Origin of the sequence: Kitasatospora sp. NPDC008115, from assembly GCF_042957205.1 — a bacterium.
Taxonomy (GTDB): domain Bacteria; phylum Actinomycetota; class Actinomycetes; order Streptomycetales; family Streptomycetaceae; genus Kitasatospora.
This window is the reverse complement of record NZ_JBIBHU010000046.1, coordinates 1-17,569: the sequence shown is the minus strand read 5'-3', so window position 1 is coordinate 17,569 and position 17,569 is coordinate 1. Positions and strand designations below refer to the sequence as shown.

The 17,569-nt window shown below is 73.7% G+C and carries 16 protein-coding genes; 8 read left to right on the top strand and 8 right to left on the bottom strand.

What is annotated here, in order from left to right; translation table 11 throughout:
* Positions 1–155: 155 nt before the first annotated feature.
* Complete coding sequence (locus ACFZBX_RS35110; RefSeq protein WP_391537887.1) at positions 156–1,346, top strand: sensor histidine kinase; 1,191 nt, start codon at positions 156–158, stop codon at positions 1,344–1,346.
* Between the two features lie 130 nt (positions 1,347–1,476).
* Here the strand turns inward: ACFZBX_RS35110 and ACFZBX_RS35105 are convergent, their stop codons facing one another.
* Entirely contained in the window at positions 1,477–2,568 is a 1,092-nt protein-coding gene (locus tag ACFZBX_RS35105) for a S1C family serine protease (RefSeq protein WP_391537868.1), read from the bottom strand.
* Positions 2,569–2,784: 216 nt separating this feature from the next.
* Here ACFZBX_RS35105 and galE point away from each other — a divergent pair, with 216 nt between their 5' ends.
* Positions 2,785–3,768, top strand: a complete 984-nt coding sequence (gene galE / locus ACFZBX_RS35100) for a UDP-glucose 4-epimerase GalE (protein WP_391537867.1) — start codon at positions 2,785–2,787, stop codon at positions 3,766–3,768.
* Positions 3,769–3,814: 46 nt separating this feature from the next.
* On the opposite strand, the gene ACFZBX_RS35095 is transcribed toward galE, so the two are convergent.
* Positions 3,815–6,169 (bottom strand): PQQ-binding-like beta-propeller repeat protein, encoded by a 2,355-nt coding sequence (locus ACFZBX_RS35095; RefSeq protein ID WP_391537886.1) that lies wholly within the window; start codon positions 6,167–6,169, stop codon positions 3,815–3,817.
* Positions 6,170–6,626: 457 nt separating this feature from the next.
* Here ACFZBX_RS35095 and ACFZBX_RS35090 point away from each other — a divergent pair, with 457 nt between their 5' ends.
* Positions 6,627–7,274, top strand: a complete 648-nt coding sequence (locus ACFZBX_RS35090) for a TetR family transcriptional regulator (protein WP_391537866.1) — start codon at positions 6,627–6,629, stop codon at positions 7,272–7,274.
* Between the two features lie 189 nt (positions 7,275–7,463).
* On the opposite strand, the gene ACFZBX_RS35085 is transcribed toward ACFZBX_RS35090, so the two are convergent.
* The 6 genes from ACFZBX_RS35085 to ACFZBX_RS35060 form a co-directional block, all read right to left on the bottom strand.
* Positions 7,464–8,408: a beta-ketoacyl-ACP synthase III gene (locus ACFZBX_RS35085; RefSeq protein WP_391537865.1), complete on the bottom strand. Its 945-nt coding sequence runs from the start codon at positions 8,406–8,408 to the stop codon at positions 7,464–7,466.
* A gap of 162 nt (positions 8,409–8,570) precedes the next feature.
* Positions 8,571–9,755, bottom strand: a complete 1,185-nt coding sequence (locus tag ACFZBX_RS35080; protein WP_391537864.1) for a L,D-transpeptidase family protein — start codon at positions 9,753–9,755, stop codon at positions 8,571–8,573.
* A 119-nt stretch (positions 9,756–9,874) separates the two neighbouring features.
* Complete coding sequence (gene mqnE, locus ACFZBX_RS35075) at positions 9,875–11,038, bottom strand: aminofutalosine synthase MqnE (RefSeq protein ID WP_391537863.1); 1,164 nt, start codon at positions 11,036–11,038, stop codon at positions 9,875–9,877.
* Positions 11,039–11,129: 91 nt separating this feature from the next.
* Positions 11,130–12,092, bottom strand: coding sequence for a threonine/serine dehydratase (locus ACFZBX_RS35070; RefSeq protein ID WP_391537862.1), 963 nt, complete (start codon positions 12,090–12,092; stop codon positions 11,130–11,132).
* A gap of 20 nt (positions 12,093–12,112) precedes the next feature.
* A complete protein-coding gene (locus tag ACFZBX_RS35065; RefSeq protein ID WP_380758900.1) occupies positions 12,113–12,574 on the bottom strand; it encodes an Lrp/AsnC family transcriptional regulator in 462 nt (153 codons plus the stop codon).
* 129 nt (positions 12,575–12,703) lie between these two features.
* Positions 12,704–13,366, bottom strand: coding sequence for a UbiX family flavin prenyltransferase (locus ACFZBX_RS35060; RefSeq protein WP_391537861.1), 663 nt, complete (start codon positions 13,364–13,366; stop codon positions 12,704–12,706).
* A gap of 67 nt (positions 13,367–13,433) precedes the next feature.
* Here ACFZBX_RS35060 and ACFZBX_RS35055 point away from each other — a divergent pair, with 67 nt between their 5' ends.
* The 5 genes from ACFZBX_RS35055 to ACFZBX_RS35035 all read left to right on the top strand — a co-directional run bounded on the left by ACFZBX_RS35055 (position 13,434) and on the right by ACFZBX_RS35035 (position 17,420).
* Entirely contained in the window at positions 13,434–14,174 is a 741-nt protein-coding gene (locus ACFZBX_RS35055; RefSeq protein WP_391537860.1) for a cyclase family protein, read from the top strand.
* Between the two features lie 91 nt (positions 14,175–14,265).
* A complete protein-coding gene (locus ACFZBX_RS35050) occupies positions 14,266–14,982 on the top strand; it encodes an MOSC domain-containing protein (protein WP_391537859.1) in 717 nt (238 codons plus the stop codon).
* A gap of 96 nt (positions 14,983–15,078) precedes the next feature.
* The gene (locus ACFZBX_RS35045) at positions 15,079–15,480 is read left to right on the top strand and encodes a GntR family transcriptional regulator (protein WP_391537858.1); all 402 of its coding nucleotides are present in this window, start codon (positions 15,079–15,081) and stop codon (positions 15,478–15,480) included.
* A gap of 30 nt (positions 15,481–15,510) precedes the next feature.
* A complete protein-coding gene (locus ACFZBX_RS35040; RefSeq protein WP_391537857.1) occupies positions 15,511–16,425 on the top strand; it encodes an ABC transporter ATP-binding protein in 915 nt (304 codons plus the stop codon).
* Complete coding sequence (locus ACFZBX_RS35035; protein WP_391537856.1) at positions 16,422–17,420, top strand: ABC transporter permease; 999 nt, start codon at positions 16,422–16,424, stop codon at positions 17,418–17,420. Before ACFZBX_RS35040 ends, ACFZBX_RS35035 begins: the two co-directional genes overlap by 4 nt.
* The last annotated feature ends 149 nt before the right edge of the window (positions 17,421–17,569 follow it).

Below are 17,569 nucleotides of genomic sequence, written 5' to 3'. Positions count from 1 at the left end.
CCGGTGGACGGCCGGTGGACACCCGGCGCCCTGCGGGGGGTGGGGATAACCCCCGCCCGGGGAGACGTATCACCCCCATGGCCCCTCCTGCCCCGGACCGGCCAAGCTAGACCCACAGCTCGACCGGAAAAGGACGGTAGACCGAGATGAAGCCAATGGACGGCACGGCCGAGGACGCCGGGCGCACCCCGCTGTACGGCGCGCGGATGTGGCGGCAGGTCGGGCGGCTGCTGCTGAACCTCCCGCTCGGGATCGCCGGCTTCGTCTTCACGATCGTGACGCTCTCGGTCGGCCTCGCCCTGTCGGTCACCGTGATCGGCCTGCCGCTGCTCGCCGCCGGGCTGGCCGGCTGCCGTGCGATGAGCGGCTTCGCCCGCCGCCGGGCCCGGGCGCTGTACGACTCCGACGTGCACGAGCCGGAGCCGGTGCACCGCCGCCGCCCCGGCGTCACCGGCTTCGCGATCGCCCACCTGACCGACGCGCTCTCCTGGCGCGCGGCGCTCTACAACGTGCTGATGCTGCCCTGGGGCGTGCTCTGCTTCGCGCTGACCCTGGTCTTCGTGCTGGTCGGCTGGCCGGTCCTGCCCTGGGCGGTGCGCGCCCAGTCGGCGGTGGACCGGATGCTGGTGGAGACCCTGCTCTACCCGGGCGCGCTGTCCGAGCGGGTGCGCGAACTGGAGGACGACCGCGGCACCGTGGTCGACACGGCCGCCGCCGACCTGCGCCGGATCGAGCGCGACCTGCACGACGGCGCCCAGGCCCGGCTGGTGGCGCTGGCGATGGACCTCGGCATGGCCAAGGAGCGGCTGCGCGAGACCGAGACGCCGCAGGACGTGGCGGCCGCCGCGAAGATGGTCGACAACGCCCACGGCGAGGTGAAGCTGGCCCTCCAGGAGCTGCGCGACCTGGCCCGGGGCATCCACCCGGCGGTGCTCACCGACCGCGGCCTGGACGCGGCGCTCTCCTCGGTGGCGGCGCGCTGCACGGTGCCGGAGGGGGTCAAGGTGCACGTCGACCTGAAGGCCAGGGACGGCAGCACCGACCGGCCGGACTCGGCGGTGGAGGGCATCGCCTACTTCACGGTCAGCGAACTGCTGACCAACATCTCCAAGCACTCCGGCGCCCGCTCCGCCACGGTGGACGTCTGGCGGGCCGACGACCAGCTGATGCTGCTGGTCCAGGACAACGGCAAGGGCGGCGCGGCCCCCTACCCGGGCAGCGGCCTGGGCGGACTGGCCGAGCGGATCCGCGCGGTGGACGGGGTGTTCCTGGTGGACAGCCCGGAGGGCGGACCGACCACGGTGACCGTCGAGCTGCCCTGGCGGACCCGCGCCGCCCGCCGCTGACGCCGGCGCCGGGCATCCGGTGCCCGGCGCCGGGTCTCGGCTCTCGGCCCGGACGGCGGGCGGCTCCGCGAACCCTTGCGCGGTCGTGCGGGCCGCCCGCCGTCCGGGGGCTGGTGGGACGCCGGAGGTCCTAGGGCGTCTCCAGGGTGCCGAGGGTGACCTCGGCGGTCCTGCTCTGGCCGTCCCGGTTGTAGGCGACGGTCACCTTGCTGCCCGGCGCGAGCGAGGCCAGCGCGGTGGTGAGCGAGTTCAGCGAGTCGACCGCGGTGTCGCCGATCCTGGTGATCACGTCGCCGACCTGGAGGCCCGCCGAGGCGGCCGGGCCGTCCGGGGCGACGGCGACCACCACGGCCCCGGCCGGGCGGAAGTTCTGGTCGAAGTAGGTCCGGGCGGTGATGCCGAGGGCGGCCCGGCCGGAGTTGGTGACCTTGCCGTCCTTGATCAGCTGGTCGGCGATGCTGGTCACGGTGGAGGCCGGGATGGCGAAGCCGATGCCAGGGGCGGCGGCGCCGTTGGACTGCGGCTCGGTGGCGGCCAGCGTGTTGATGCCGATCACCTGGCTGTCCAGGTTGACCAGCGCGCCGCCGCTGTTGCCGGGGTTGATCGCGGCCGAGGTCTGCACCATGTTGCCGATGACGGCGCCCGGCGAGCCCGGGCTTCCCGGCTCCGAGACGGTCCGGCCGGTGGCCGAGACGATGCCCTGGGTGACGCTGCTGGAGAGGCCGAGCGGGCTGCCCATGGCGAGCGTGATCTGGCCCAGCTCGACCTTGGTGGAGTCCCCGAAGGAGGCCGGCTTGAGGCCGTCCGGCGGACTGCCGAGCCTGATCACCGCGAGGTCGGACTCCGGGTAGCTGGCGACCAGGGCGGCGTCCAGCGGCTTGGTGCTGCCGGCCAGCGTGACGGTGAAGGTGGTCGCGGTGCCGACCACGTGGGCGTTGGTGACGATGTCGCCCCGGTCGTCGTAGACGATCCCGGAGCCGAGGCCGCTCGCGGTGGTGATCTGCACCACCGAGGGCAGCACGTCCCCGATCACCCGCTGGTAGTCGGACTGGAGCTGGTTGGCGCCGCCCGGCTGGGCGGCGCCGGCCCCGGCGGGGGCGGTCGGGGAGCCGTTCGCCGGCGAGGAGGAGTCCGAGGACGACCCGTTGCTGCACCCGGCCAGCACCAGCGCGGCCAGCACCGCGACGACGATCGGACGGATGGGCTCCTTCGTGCGGTTCACCGTGACGGCCTCCGGATTCCTCGGCGCGGCCACGACGGGCCGCTAGGACGCGGCGCAGAGATCTTTGTCAGCATTTCACCGAAATGTCCGATTCCCCCGCTCCGACGCGCCCACGGCACCACCGCGAAATCCCCACACCCCAGGGCCCGTCTTCGAACCCCGCCCGCCCTCCGGGCGGACGACGGGGGTTCGAAGACGGGCCCTAGGATTCGCCCCATGACTTGGTTGATCACCGGCGGTGCCGGTTACATCGGCGGGCACGTCGTGCAGCAGCTCCTCGACGCGGGCGAGCGCGTGGCCGTTCTGGACGACCTGAGCACCGGCGACCGGACCCGGCTGCCCGAGGGCGTCGCCCTGGTCGAGGGGTCGACCCTGGACCGGACCGCGCTGGACGCGGCCATCCGCGAGCACCGGGTGGAGGGCATCCTGCACTTCGCCGCCAAGAAGCAGGTCGGCGAGTCGGTCGAGCAGCCCTTCCTGTACTACCGCGAGAACATGATCGGCCTCCAGACCGTCCTGGAGGCCGCGGCCGAGGGCGGCGTCAAGCGCTTCCTCTTCTCCTCCTCCGCCGCCGTCTACGGCATGCCCGACGTCGACCTGGTCACCGAGTCGACCCCCTGCGCGCCGATGAGCCCGTACGGCGAGACCAAGCTGGCCGGTGAGTGGCTGGTGGCCGCGGCCGGCAAGGCGCACGGGATGTCCACCGTCGCGCTGCGCTACTTCAACGTGGCCGGCGCCGCCTCGCCGGAGCTCTCCGACGCCGGTGTGTTCAACCTGATCCCGATGGTCTTCGAGCGGCTCACCGCCGGCCAGGCCCCGCGGGTCTTCGGCGACGACTACCCCACGCCGGACGGCACCTGCGTCCGCGACTTCATCCACGTCTCCGACATCGCCTCGGCCCACGTGGCCGCGGCGAAGCGGCTGGCGGCCGACCCGGCCGGGGAGACCTCGCTGGTGCTCAACATCGGCCGCGGCGAGGGCGTCAGCGTCCGGGAGATGCTGGACGTGATCGGCAAGGTCACCGGGTACGACACCACCCCCGAGATCACCCCGCGCCGCCCCGGCGACCCGGCCCGGGTGGTCGCCTCGGCCGAGCTGATCAACCGCGAGCTGGGCTGGACCGCCCGGCACGGGGTCGAGTCCATGGTGGACTCGGCCTGGGAGGGCTGGTGCAGCCGCCACCCGGAGGCCAGGAAGTAGCGCGCCCGCGGCGGGGGCCCCTGGCTCCCGCCGCCCGCTCCCCCGGTCAGTGCGAGGGCACCGCCGTGCCGTAGAAGGCGTCCAGCGCGTAGACGCAGCGGTCCTTGCTGCCGACGAAGACCTTCCCGCCGACCGCCACCGGCGAGCCGGTCAGCTCGCCCTTGGTGCCCAGCTCCCAGCGCAGCTGACCGCTGGCCAGGTCCACGGTGTGCAGCGAGTGGTCCCGGCTGCCGAGGTGCACCAGCCCGTCGGCGACCGCCGGGGAGCCGACGATCTCGTCGCGCGCGGTGTACCGCCAGCGCTCCCGGCCGCCGCCCGCCTCGAACGCGTACAGCACCTCGCCGCTGCCGACCAGCACCATGCCGTCCCCGACCACCACCGGCTCGGCGCCCTGCCGGGTGCCGGTGACCGCGCGCCAGCGGTCCCGGCCGGTGGCCGCGTCCAGCGCGTAGACCGTGCCGAGGTAGTCGGCGACGTAGACCGCGTCGGCGTCCAGCGCCGGCGGGGTGAACAGCACCACCGGGGCCTCGAAGCGCCAGCGCTCGGCGCCGCTCGCCGCGTCCAGCGCGTACACCCGGGTGCCGGCCGTCACGTACAGCACGCCGGAGCGCTCGACCGGGCGGGACGGCACGTCCTCGCCGACCGGGACCGACCAGCGCAGTCCGGCGCCGCGCGGGTCCACGCAGCGCAGCCGCCCGCCGCCGTAGTAGTACGCCGCGCCGCCCACCATGGCCGGGCCGGACTGCGGGTTCTCGAAGTCCTGCTGGGCGTCGTCGGCGCGCCACAGCTCGGCGCCGGTGGCCGCCGAGCGCAGCTGGACGCCGCCGCCCCGGACACCGCAGCAGAGCACGCCCTCGGCCGCGTCCAGCGAGTACACCCAGCCGTTCAGCGAGTGCCGCCAGCGCTCGGTGCCGTCCGCGACGTCGACCGTGTACAGGTGCGGGCCGTCGGCCGCGTGCACCCGGCCGGCGTCCACGGCGAGCGCCCAGGCGACGTCCCGGGTCTTGTAGCGGCGCTGCCCGGACGCGATGTCCAGGGCGTGCACCTCGAAGCTGGAGACGAACAGGGTGCCGTCGGCGACCACGGGGGTGCCCCAGACGTCGTTGGACATCCGGAACCGCCAGGGGCGCCAGCGGGCCGCCCTGGCGGCCGGGGGCGGGGTGATCCGGCGGACCCAGTCGGTCTCGGCGGGCGGCGCGCCCGGGCCGGCCTGCTCGGCGCGCGGCCCCGGCCCTATCCGTACCGAGGCGCCGGGCAGCCGCACCTCGTCGCCCTCGTCGACCACCGGCCGGCGGTGCCGGCTGGGGGCGGCCAGCTTCTCGGTGGCGGCCTCGGTGTCCGGTCCTGGCGGTCCGGTGTGCACCGGCCCGGCGGACGGCGGGGCGTGCCCGGCGACCGCCCTGGTGCGCGGATCGTCCTGGCCCGGGTGTGACCCCGGCGCCGGGTGCGGGGCACGCTGGTGCGGCGGGTGCGGCGCCGCATGCTGCGACGGGGCGGCCGGCGGCGGCTGGCGGCGGCCCCGCTTGTGCTCGATGAGGGCGAGCGCGGCCGGCGGCAGCCAGTCCCCCGCCTCGCCGGAGGCGTCGTCCCGGGAGAACAGGTGCGGGGCCAGCTCGGCCTGGATCTGCTCCGGGGTCGGCCGGTGCTCGGGCGCCGGCCGCATGCAGGCGCGCACCAGGTCGGCCAGCTCCGCCGGCAGACCGGAGAGGTCGGGCTGGTCGCGCAGCAGCTGGAAGACCGTCTCCACCGGGTTGGCGCCCCGGTAGGGCGGGTGGCCGGTGGCACAGAAGACCAGCAGCGAGCCGAGCGAGAAGACGTCGCTGGCGCCGGTGACGCCCCGGCTGTCCCTGGCCTGCTCCGGCGACATGTACGCCGGGGTGCCGACCGCGACGTTGGTCATGGTGAGCCGGGTGCTGGAGACCCCGGCGGCGATGCCGAAGTCGATCACCCGGGGGCCGTCCTCGACGACCAGCACATTGGACGGTTTGAGGTCGCGGTGGACCAGCCCGGCGGCGTGGATGGACTGCAGGGCCTCGGCGATGCCGGCCACCAGCCAGCGCACCGCCCCGACCGGCAGCGGCCCGCAGTCGGTGACCAGGTCCTCCAGGGACGGCGCCGGGACGTAAGCGGTGGCCAGCCAGGGCACCCGGGCGTCCGCGTCGGCGTCCACCACGGCCGCCGTGTAGAAGCCGCCGACCGTCTTGGCGGCCTCGATCTCCCGGGCGAACCGGACCCGGAACAGCTCGTCCTCGGCCAGTTCCCCCCGGACCGTCTTGATCGCCACCCGCCGGCCGGACGCCGACCGCGCCAGGTAGACCAGGCCCATGCCACCCGCCCCGAGCCGCCCCAGCACCTCGAAGGGCCCGATCCGCCTCGGATCGTGCGCCGTCAGCTGGTCCACCCGCTGCCACCTCCCCGTCTTGAGCACCGCCCGCGTGGTGCCGCGCACCCACCGCGTGGTGCCGGACCCGATTCTCCAATGCCGCCCGGCCCATCTCCAACCTCCCCCGCCCAGAGCGGTGTCCGGCCGGAGGGCGGCTCCACTGCCCGGTCAGCGGCGCCGGAACGGCCGGATTCTGACGTCCGCTCCGGCCTCGACTTGCACCCGACACGCCCGGGCGTGTCGCGAGGGGCAACTCACACCCCCGCGATAACCGTCACGCTCCGTTACTCGATAACCCCTCAGCGAAGGGTTCGTCACCCTGTGGCGTCGCCGGTGCACGGGGGGGCGTCAAGGAGGGGCGCGGGGGCCCGTGAATATCCATCCGAAGCGCCCTGAGCGGCTATACCAACCCCCGTGCGGAGTAATTGTCACATCACCGAATCGCGCCAAGATCGGGCCACGGTAAGCTGACGGCATGACAGGACAAGTTCGCACCGTCGACGGTCGCGTCGCCGGGCGACGCGGACAGGAGACGCGGCAGAAGCTGCTCGACTGCCTCCGCGAGATGCTCAGCACGTCGCCCTATCGGGACGTCAAGGTCATCGACGTCGCCCGTATGGCGGGTACCTCCCCCGCGACCTTCTACCAGTACTTCCCGGATGTCGAGGGCGCCGTCCTCGAAATCGCCGAGGAAATGGCCAAGGACGCCGACACGCTCAAAGAGCTGGTGGCCGGAAAGTCCTGGGCAGGGAAGTCCGGCACGGCCACTTCGGAAGAACTGGTCGACGGATTCCTCGCCTTCTGGCGCAAGAACGACGCCATTCTCCGTGTGGTCACGCTCGGTGCCGCCGAAGGGGACAAGCGGTTCTTCAAGATCCGCATGACCGTCCTCAACGCGGTCGCCAAACCGCTCACGGAGGCCGTCAAGGAACTCCAGGCGAAGGGCCAGGCCGACAAGTCGCTCGATCCGGCCGCGGTCGCCGGGTCGCTGGTCTCGCTGCTCGCCTCGGCGGCCGAGCACCAGAAGGCCTTCACCTCCTGGGGCGTCAAGGTCAAGGACCTCAAGCCCAACCTCGCTCCCCTGGTGTACCTGGGCGTCACCGGCAGGAAGGCGCCCAAGTAGACCGATCCGCTCCGACCCACCTTCCGCTTCGCGCGCGCCCCGGCCTCCTGTCCGGGGTACGACGGACGGCGGCCGTGTCCTCGGGGGAGGTCCGCCGGCGGTCCGCAGCGCGCCATGACACGCCTGTGGGCGGTCACCCGGCAAGGGTGACCGCCCACAGGCATGTCGGAGGGTGTCAGAACAGGTGGATCACGGGCAGCGGACGACCTGGCCCGCGTAGGCGAGGCCGCCGCCGAAGCCGAACAGCAGGACCGGGTCGCCGGGGGACAGCTCGCCGCGCTCGACCAGCTTGGAGAAGGCCAGCGGGACGGAGGCCGCCGAGGTGTTGCCGGAGTCCACGACGTCCCGGGCCACCACCGCGTCGGTGACCCCGAGCCGGTTCGCGATCGCGTCGATGATCCGCAGATTGGCCTGGTGCGGCACGAAGCCCTTCAGCTCCGACGGGTCGATCCCGGCCCGCTCGCAGGCCTGCCGGGCCAGCGGGGCGATCTGCGTGGTCGCCCAGCGGAACACCGACTGGCCCTGCTGGCTGATCACCGGGTCCCAGCCGGTGATCACCACCGCGTCGCCCTTCTCCGGCTCGGAGCCCCAGACCACCGGGCCGATCCCCGGCTCCTGGTCGTCCTCCTGGGCCTCGACCAGCGCCGCGCCGGCGCCGTCGCCGAAGATCACGCAGGTGGAGCGGTCGGTCCAGTCCAGGGTGTCCGACATCCGCTCCGCGCCGATCACCAGCGCCGTACGGGCCGCTCCGGCCCGGATCGCGTGGTCGGCGGTGGCCAGGGCGTACGAGAAGCCCGAACAGACCGTGTTGATGTCGTAGGCGGCCGGCGACCGCACCCCGAGCCGGGCGGCGACGGCGGCGGCCGTGTTGGGGCTGCGTTCCACCGCGGTGCAGGTGGCGACCACGACCAGGTCGACGTCGGACGCCGTCCGGCCGCTGTTGGCCAGCGCCTTCTGCGCCGCCTCGGTGGCGAGGTCGACGACGGTCTCGCCCTCCGCGATGTGCCGCGTCCGGATGCCCACCCGGCTGCGGATCCACTCGTCGTCGGTGTCGACCAGCTTCGCCAGGTCGTCGTTGGTGAGGACCTTGGGGGGCTGGTAGTGGCCGAGTGCCACGATGCGCGAACCGCTCATGCTGCCCACTCAACCGCGTTACCCACTGGTCAGCGGGTCGCGACCGGCTACAGGATCCGCGCCGGGATGCTGTAGGAGGCCGACAAGGGCCGTTGCGGCACACGGGTCGCCGCGCCGGCGCCGGAGCGCGCCGGGGACGGAGGATTCGGCCCGTCGGCCCGTTCAGGCCGCCAGCGAGGCCGCGTCGCCCATCACGATCACCGGCCGGGCGGCCGGGTCGAGGGTGCGGATCAGCTGCGCCATCTTGTCCTCCGGGATGGAGACGCAGCCGTGCGTGGGACCGCCGTGGTCGACGTGGATCCAGATGCCGCCGCCCTTGGTCGAGCCGTTCGGGCGGCGCGGGTCGAGCGGGGACTTTCCGGGGACCCGGTTGTAGTTGATCGCGACGACGTAGTCGAAGGAGCCGGCCAGCTGCTCGCCGGCGAAGCCCGTCCCGGAGACCACGAAGTTGGCGTCCTTGTCGTACGGCAGCCTGCTGCCCGGGTCGGCCTTGCGGCCGCCTGCGTCGGTGAGCGAGAAGACGCCGATCGGGCTGCGCAGGTCGCCCTCGTTGTGGTCGGTGGTCCAGCCCTTGTACGCGTTGTGGCCCTGCCAGGTCTCACCGGCCAGCCAGCGGCCCTCGGCGGTGCGGGTCCAGAGCGTGACGGCGGCCTTGTTGGTGTCCTTGCCCTCGCCGGTGGCCAGCACCACCTGGGTGGTGTCGGCGGGTATCCGGCCGGCGAACGAGGCGCCGAGGCCGGGGATCGCCTCGACCGAGCCGTCAGCGCGGGCTTCGCTGCGGGCGGCGGCGGGGGTCTCGGCCTGCCGGGCGTCGGCGGCCTGGGCGGCCGGGGCGGCGGTCGGCGAGGCCTGGTCGGCGGCGGGCTGCGCGGCGGCGGGACGGCCGCCCTCGACGCCCTCGGGGCCGGGGCCGTCGGCGGTGGTCACCCCGGGCCTGGCGGTGTCCGGGCCGACCGTGTACCAGCCGGCGGCGGCCGCCAGCAGCAGGGCGGTCCCGGCGACGGCGACCCGGCCGGTGCGCTTCTTCTTGGGCTTGCGCCGGTGCCCCCGGGCGGCCGCGCGGCCACCGGCCGGGGCCGCGGCGGTGCTCCGCTGCCGCGGCAGCGGGGCCGGCGACGGCTCCGGCGGGGACGCGGGTCGGGCGGGGTGCTCCTGGAACGGCGTGTCGTACGCGTCGAACTCGTCCCGGGTCCGGTGGGCGTACCCGGCGTCCGGTGCCTCGTACAGCGGGCCGTCGTCCTCCTGGCGGCCGCCGTACGGCTGCTGCGGTGCGCCGTGGGAAGGCTGCGGTGCCTCGTACACCGGCTCGTACGACGGGTACGGGGAGGTGCGATGGGAACCGGACATGTGGCCGATCCTGCCAAACGGAGGCGGGGTTGGGAAAGCCGGGGTCCTGTGCGGGCCCCGTGAAGAAGCCGCCGCCCGGGCCTCAAAGGCCGGGCGGCGGCCAAGGGCACGGGCCTCGGTCAGAGGCGCATCGCCTGCGGGGTCTCCCGACGGGCCAGGTCAGGACCGTCGTACTCGCGGATGACCTCGTAGCGGGTGTTGCGCTCGACCGGGCGGAAGCCGGCGTCCCGGATCAGGCCGAGCAGATCCTCGCGGCTCAGCTTGTTCGGGGTGCCGAAGTTGTCCGCGTCGTGGGTGATCTTGTACTCGACGACCGAGCCGTCCATGTCGTCGGCGCCGTGGCTGAGCGCCAGCTGGGCGGTGGCGACGCCGTGCATCACCCAGAAGACCTTGACGTGCGGCACGTTGTCGAACAGCAGCCGGGAGACCGCGAAGGTCTTCAGCGCCTCGGCGCCGGTGGCCATCTCGGTGCGCGCCATCAGCTTGTTGCGCACCACGCCGTCCTTGGAGTCGTGGAAGTCGTGCTGGTAGCGCAGCGGGATGAAGACCTGGAAGCCGCCGGTCTCGTCCTGCAGCTCGCGCAGCCGCAGCACGTGGTCCACCCGGTGGCGGGGCTCCTCGATGTGGCCGTACAGCATGGTGGCCGGCGTCTTGAGGCCCTTGCTGTGGGCGAGCCGGTGGATCCGCGACCAGTCCTCCCAGTGGGTGTCGTGGTCGACGATGTGCTGGCGGACCTCCCAGTCGAAGATCTCCGCGCCGCCGCCGGTCAGCGACTCCAGGCCGGCGTCGATCAGCTCGTCCATGATCTCGTCGGCGGGCAGGCCGCTGATCCGCTCGAACCAGTGGATCTCGGTGGCGGTGAAGGCCTTGAGCGAGACGTTCGGCAGCGCGGCCTTCAGCTCCCGCAGCGAGCGCGGGTAGTAGCGCCACGGCAGGGTGGGGTGCAGGCCGTTGACGATGTGCAGCTCGGTGAGGGAGTCGACCTCCATCGCCTTGGCGAGCCGGACGGCCTCCTCGATGCGCATCGTGTAGGCGTCCTTCTCTCCCGGCTTGCGCTGGAACGAGCAGTACGCGCAGGACGCGTTGCACACATTGGTCATGTTGAGGTGGCGGTTGACGTTGAAGTGGACGACGTCGCCGTTCTTCCGCGTCCGCACGTGGTGGGCGAGGCCGCCCAGCCAGGCCAGGTCGTCGCTCTCGTAGAGCGCGATCCCGTCCTCCCGGGTAAGCCGCTCCCCCGCGTAGACCTTCGCCTCCAGCTCGCGCTTGAGCCCTGCGTCCATGCGGTGCCCCGCCTCCTCCGACTTCGAATCCTTGCCGGAACGAGCGTACGCCCCCACCCGGGGCGGTTCGCGGGCAGCCGCCCCGCGCGGGTCAGCCGGCGAGCAGCTCCGCCAGCAGCGACGGTTCGATGTTGCCGCCGCTCACCACGGCCGCCACGGCCCGTCCGCCGAGCTCGGCGGCCCGGTGGAAGTAGGCCGCCGGGGCGACCGCGCCGGACGGCTCGGCGACCATCCGCCCGCGCCGGGCCAGCAGCGCCACCGTGGCGCGGATCTCGTCCTCGGTGACGGTGACGATGTCGTCCACGTAGGCGGTGAGGTGCTCGAAGGGCAGCGCGCCCACCGAGGGGGTGCGCAGGCCGTCGGCGATCGTCCGGTAGGTGTCGGCGACCGGCCAGCTGATCCGCTCGCCGGACCGCAGGCTGGCCTGCGCGTCGGCCGCCAGCTCGGGCTCGACGCCGATCACCCGCACGCCCGGGCGGGTCAGCTTGAGCGCGGCCGCCGTGCCGCCGATCAGCCCGCCGCCGCTGACCGGGACGAGCACGGTGTCCAGCTCCGCCGGGGCGTCCTCGGCAATCTCCAGGCCGACCGTGCCCTGGCCCGCGATGATGAACGGGTCGTCGTACGGCGGCACCCAGACGTAGCCGTGCCGCTCGGCCAGCTCGGCGGGCACGGTGTCCCGCTCCTGGGGCGACACCAGCAGCACCTCGGCGCCGAACGACCGGGTGGCCTCGACCTTGACCGCCGGAGAGGTGTCCGGCATCACGATCACGGCCTTGATCCCGAGCAGCCGGGCGGCGTACGCCACCGCCTGCGCGTGGTTGCCGCTGGACTGGGCGACCACGCCGCGGGCGCGCTCCTCGTCGTCCAGCGCGGCGAGCCGGTTGTACGCCCCGCGGGCCTTGAACGCCCCGGTCGGCTGGAGGTTCTCCGGCTTCAGCCAGAGCCGGCGCTCGCCGTCCGCCGCCCAGGGGGCGGGGACCAGCGGGGTGCGCACCGCGACGCCCGCGATCCGCTCCCGGGCCGCGCGCAGTTCCTCCAGACCGACCAGTGCCATGACCGCCACTTCCCCGTGCGTTACTCGGCCTCGGCCAGCGGCAGTTCGCTGACCCGGTTCTCCCACTTGGTGGAGAGTACGACGGTCGTCCGGGTGCGGGCCACGCCCTTGGTGCCCGAGATCCGCTTCACCACGGACTCCAGGCCCTCGACGTCCGGCACCCGGACCTTGAGCATGTACGAGTCGTCACCGGCGATGAACCAGCAGTCCTCGACCTCGCCGAGGTCCTTCAGCCGGAACGCGACGTCCTCGTGGTCGGCCGCGTCGGTCAACTGGAGGCCGATCAGCGCCGTGACCCCGAAGCCGAGCGAGGCCGGGTTGACCGTCGCCCGGTAGCCGGTGATGACGCCGGCCTGCTCCAGGCGGTTGATGCGGTCCGTGACGCTGGGGCCGGAGAGGCCGACCAGCCGGCCCAGCTCGGCGTAGGAGGCGCGGCCGTTCTCGCGGAGCGCCTGGATGAGCTGCCTGTCCACCGTGTCCATATACCGTCCGCGTCCTTCCGAACCTCGCCAGACCCACAGATCATTATCCGGATTCAAAGGCGCCATGCTCGGACCAACCCGGATATCGCAGAGAACATACTCTCCCGTCCTGCGGTCCCTCACTCCCCCTCAGGCCGACCGTTCGCTCGCGCGGGCCGCCGCGCCCAACTCGCCCTCCCAACGGCGGTACAGCGTGTGCGGTACGCCGACGGCGTCCAGGACCCGTCCGGCGACGAATCCGACCAGCTCGCCGACGGTGGAGCCGCCGGCGTAGAAGCCGGGTGAGGCGGGGAGCACGACCGCGCCCTGCGCGTCCAGCTCCACCAAGTGCTTCAACGTCACCCCGTTGAGTGGCGTCTCGCGGACGCAGACGACCAGCGGACGCCGCTCCTTGAGGGTGACACTGGCCACCCGCTGGAGCAGGTCCTTGCTGAGGCCGAGCGCGATCCCGGCCACCGCGCCGGTGGTCGCGGGCACCACCAGCATCCCCTTGGCGGGGTACGAGCCGCTGGACGGCCCCGCCGCGAAGTCCCCGGCCGGCCAGTACCTGACGTCGTCCAGCCCCTCCGCCGTCCCCAGCCAGGCGGCCAGGTCGTCGCGCCAGTGCGCGTCCCGGAACGCGATGCCGGTCTCGTCGAGGATCGTCAGCCGGGCCGCGCGGCTGACCACCAGGTCGACCGGCTCGCCCGCGGCGAGGAGGGCGCGGATCACCGCGGCGGCGTACGGGGTGCCGGACGCGCCGGACACCCCCACGACCCAGGGACGGCGGACGGGCTGCTCAGGCTTTTCCATAGTGCCTACTTTCTATCTCCACTCCGCCCCTCCTCCCGCCCCGGCCCGCCCTGGGAGGATGGGCGCCATGGCCACCCTCGTCGACCTCACCCACCAGGTGACCACCGCGATGCCGGTCTACCCCGGCGATCCGGCCGTCCTCCTGGAGCCCGCCCTCACCACCGCCACCGCCGGGGTGAACGTGCTCGCCCTTCACCTCGGCTCGCAGTCCGGCACCCATGTGGACGCGCCGTACCACGTCGACGTCACCTGGCCGACGCTGGACGGCCTGCCGCTGGAGCGGTTCACCGGCCCGGCGGTGGTCGCCGACCTGCGCGGCCTGGAGCCGCGTGCCGCGATCACCGCCGAGCTGCTCGCGCCCGCGCTGGAGCGGGTCGGCGAGGGCACCGTGCTGCTGCTCGCCACCGGCTGGGTCCGGCACTGGGGCACCGACGCCTACCTCGCCCACCCGAGCCTGACCGCGCGGGCCGCCGAGGCGATCGTCGCCGCCGGGGTGCGCACGGTCGGGGTGGACGCGCTCAGCGTGGACCCGACGCCCGACCCGGGCCCGGGCGACCCGGCGGTGGCAGCGCTGCTCGCCGACCTCACCGACGAGCACGACCAACCGGCCGCCGAGGAGCCGACGCTGGCCGCGCACCGGGTGCTGCTCGGGGCGCCGGGCGGCGGGGTGATCGCGGAGAACCTGACCGATCTGCGGCTGCTGCTGACCGCCCAGGAGGCGGGCCGGCCGGTCGAGGTGACGCTCTTCCCGCTGCGGCTGGTGGCGGCCGACGGGGCCCCGGTGCGGGCGGTCGCCCGGCTCGGGTGAGCCGCCGGACCCCGGCCCGGTTCGAACACCTGGCCGGGCCGGGGGACTTGGTCTAGACCATCATCGGCGGGCGGCGCTACGCTTTCCGGCCATGGCAGAGATCATCGGAGTCATCGAGCAGCTCTGGCGCTACCCCGTGAAGTCCACCGGCGGCGAGCGGCTCGACTCCGTCGAGGTGGACGACCGCGGGCTCGCGGGCGACCGCCTCTACGCCGTGCGCGACGGCAACGGCAAACTCGGCTCCGGCAAGAACACCCGCCGGTTCCGGCGGATGGACGGCCTGCTCCGGCTCTCCGCCAGGCTCGGCCACCGGCTCGACGGCCCCGAGCTGTTCGACCCGCTCGGCCGGCCGGTCATCGACCCGACCGCCTTCCTGCGCGCCTACCTCCAGCGCGACGACGTCGAGCTGGCCCGCGAGGACGCCGTGTCGCACTTCGACCAGCTCCCGGTCAGCGTGCTCACCACCGCCACCCTGGACTGGGTCGCCGACGCCGCGCCGTCCGCCGTGGTGGACGTCCGCCGGTTCCGCCCGAACATCCTGCTGCGCACCCCGCCGGGCACTCCTCCGTTCACCGAGGACGCCTGGTTCGGACGCCGGGCGCACGGCTCCGCGCGCTCCGGCGCCCGGCTCGCCTTCGTCCGCTCCAGCGAGCGCTGCGCGATGACCACCGCCGCCCAGCCCGGGCTGCCGCACGCGCCGGAGATCCTCAAGGCCCTCGCGCAGTTCCACGACTCCCGCCTGGACGCCCTCGCCGAGGTCGCCGCCCCCGGCCGGCTCTCGGTCGGGGACACCCTGACGCTGGCCTGATCCTTTCCGAAGCCTGCGTCAATTCCGCTTGTCCCTTCACTACTTGACTGACGCACGCCTATCCTGTCTTACTGTCCTAAGACAGGAGAACAACTGGTGATCGAGTTCGTGCTCGACGGCCGCTCACGCGTGGCCACGTACATGCAGCTGGTCCTCCAGGTGAAGCAGTCACTGCGGGTCGGACTGGCACAACCGGGGGACCGGCTCCCCAAGGTGCGGGACGTGGCCCAGGCCCTGGCGATCAACCCCAACACCGTGCTCAAGGCCTACCGCGAGCTGGAGTTGGAGGGACTCGCCGAGGGCCGGCCCGGGGTGGGGACGTTCCTGGTCCGCACCCTGGCCGGCCCCTCGCTGGCCCACCAGGCCGAGCTGCGCGCGGAGTTGGTGGTCTGGCTGGGAAAGGCGCAGGCCGCCGGGCTGGCCCGCGAGGACATCGCCGCGCTCGTCGACACCACCCTGCGGGCCACGCTCGACCGGCCGCCGACCCGCGAAACCTGACCGGTCCGACAGTCATCTTGGGGGAGACACATGACGGATATCGCTCTGCACACCGAAGGGCTGGGGAAACGCTTCGGGCGGACCTGGGCCCTCCAGGACTGCTCGCTGGAACTCCCCGCCGGGCGGATCGCCGCCCTGGTGGGCCCCAACGGCGCCGGCAAGTCCACCCTGCTCCACCTCGCCGTCGGCCTGCTCAAGCCCGACAGCGGGCGGGCCCGCGTCTTCGGACGCGATCCGCGCCACGACCGCGACGCCCTGGCCGACCTCGGCTTCGTCGCCCAGGACACCCCGCTCTACCCCGACTTCACCGCCGCCGAGCTGATCACCATGGGCGGCCGGCTCAACCGCCGCGGCTGGGACGCCGCCATCGCCCGCGACCGGCTCGGCCGCCTCGGCATCCCGGCCGGCAAGCCCGTCGGCAGGCTCTCCGGCGGACAGCGCGCCCAGGTCGCGCTCGCGCTGGCGCTCGCCAAACGGCCCCGGCTGCTGCTGCTCGACGAACCGGTGGCGGCGCTGGACCCGCTCGCCCGGCACGAGTTCATGCAGGCCCTGATGGGCGCCGTCGGCGAGTACGGGACCACCGTCCTGCTCTCCTCCCACCTGCTCGCCGACCTCGAACGGGTCTGCGACCACCTGGTGCTGCTGCACACCTCGCGCGTCCAGCTCGCCGGACCGGTGGACGACCTGCTCGGCGGACACCGCCGGCTGATCGGCCCCCGGCTCCCCGACGGCGCCGCCGTCCCCGGGGTGGCCTCGGTGATCCGGGCCAGCCACACCGAGCGGCAGTCCACCCTGTTGGTGCGCGTCGACGGACCGGTGGACGAGAGCCGCTGGACCGTGCAGGACATCACCCTGGAGGACCTCGTGCTGGCCCACCTCGGCGCCTCCGCCGGTGCCTCCGCCGGTCCTTCCACCGGCCTCCCGGCTTCGGAGGCGGCCGCATGATCTGGCTGACCTGGCGCCAGCACCGCAAGCAGGCCCTGTGGACGGCCGTGGCGCTCGCCGTACTCGCCGCCGTCCTCGTGCCCACCGGCCTGTCCATGCGCGCGGCCTTCGAGGACTCCGGCCTCGGCGCCTGCCTGCGCGGGCTCGGCGACGCCGAGTTCGTCAGCGGCGACAGCTGCGAGGTGCTGAGCCAGCGCTTCGCCAACCAGTACGACTCGACCGCCTTCCTGGCCGTCCTCTTCGTGCTGCTGCCGGTCCTCGCCGGCCTCTTCCTCGGCGCCCCGCTGGTCGCCCGGGAGGTCGAGAACGGCACCCACCGGCTGGTCTGGACGCAGGGCATCAGCCGACGGCGCTGGATCCTCACCAAGTTCGGCCTGGTCGGCGCGGTCGCGCTGGTCCTGTCCGTCGGCTACGCGCTCGGCGCCTCCTGGTGGCTCGGCCCGCTCGCCGCCAACGGCCTCGGCCGCTTCCGCTACCTGATCTTCGACGTCCAGGGCGTCGCGCCGATCGGCTACACCCTGTTCGCGGTCGCGCTCGGCATCCTCGCCGGAACGCTCAGCCGCCGGGTGCTGCCCGCGATGGGCCTCTCGCTCGCCGCGTTCATCGCCGTCCGGGCCCTCGTCGAACTGCTCGCCCGCCCCGCCTTCCTGCCGGCCAAGACGCTCAGCTACGCCATCGACAGCCCCGTCATGGCCAACCGCTTCAGCGGCTCCTGGATCTACCAGGAGGGCGTCCGCAACGGCACCGGCAACCTCGTCCTCTCCGACGCCCGCGTCGGCTGCGGCCCGGACGCCGCAAGCGACCCCGGGGGCACCGCCCGCTGCGTGGCCCACTTCGCCCAGGAGGGCTTCGGTCCCGGCCCCTACACCAACTGGCAGGAGTACCAGCCCGCCGACCGCTTCTGGACCTTCCAGGCCATCGAAACCGGCCTCTTCCTCGCCCTGTCCGCCCTGCTGATCACCATCGCCATCCGCCGCATCCGCCGCATCTCCTGAGGCCCGGCCGGGGCGGTGCGACCGGCCGTGGGGGGGGGGGGGGGGGGGGGGCGGCGGGCGGGGCCCCCCCCCGCGGGGGCCCGGCGGCGCGGGGGGGGGGGGGGGGGGGGGGGGGGGGGGGGGGGGGGGGGGGGGGGGGGGGGGCCGGG

Bases quoted from the DNA above. Each gene is read 5' to 3' on its own strand.
- ACFZBX_RS35055 (WP_391537860.1), top strand. From the start codon at position 13,434: ATGGCCACCCTCGTCGACCTCACCCACCAGGTGACCACCGCGATGCCG.
- galE (WP_391537867.1), top strand. From the start codon at position 2,785: ATGACTTGGTTGATCACCGGCGGTGCCGGTTACATCGGCGGGCACGTC.
- mqnE (WP_391537863.1), bottom strand. From the start codon at position 11,038: ATGGACGCAGGGCTCAAGCGCGAGCTGGAGGCGAAGGTCTACGCGGGG.
- ACFZBX_RS35070 (WP_391537862.1), bottom strand. From the start codon at position 12,092: ATGGCACTGGTCGGTCTGGAGGAACTGCGCGCGGCCCGGGAGCGGATC.
- ACFZBX_RS35085 (WP_391537865.1), bottom strand. From the start codon at position 8,408: ATGAGCGGTTCGCGCATCGTGGCACTCGGCCACTACCAGCCCCCCAAG.
- ACFZBX_RS35060 (WP_391537861.1), bottom strand. From the start codon at position 13,366: ATGGAAAAGCCTGAGCAGCCCGTCCGCCGTCCCTGGGTCGTGGGGGTG.
- ACFZBX_RS35090 (WP_391537866.1), top strand. From the start codon at position 6,627: ATGACAGGACAAGTTCGCACCGTCGACGGTCGCGTCGCCGGGCGACGC.
- ACFZBX_RS35040 (WP_391537857.1), top strand. From the start codon at position 15,511: ATGACGGATATCGCTCTGCACACCGAAGGGCTGGGGAAACGCTTCGGG.
- ACFZBX_RS35065 (WP_380758900.1), bottom strand. From the start codon at position 12,574: ATGGACACGGTGGACAGGCAGCTCATCCAGGCGCTCCGCGAGAACGGC.
- ACFZBX_RS35110 (WP_391537887.1), top strand. From the start codon at position 156: ATGGACGGCACGGCCGAGGACGCCGGGCGCACCCCGCTGTACGGCGCG.
- ACFZBX_RS35050 (WP_391537859.1), top strand. From the start codon at position 14,266: ATGGCAGAGATCATCGGAGTCATCGAGCAGCTCTGGCGCTACCCCGTG.
- ACFZBX_RS35080 (WP_391537864.1), bottom strand. From the start codon at position 9,755: ATGTCCGGTTCCCATCGCACCTCCCCGTACCCGTCGTACGAGCCGGTG.
- ACFZBX_RS35035 (WP_391537856.1), top strand. From the start codon at position 16,422: ATGATCTGGCTGACCTGGCGCCAGCACCGCAAGCAGGCCCTGTGGACG.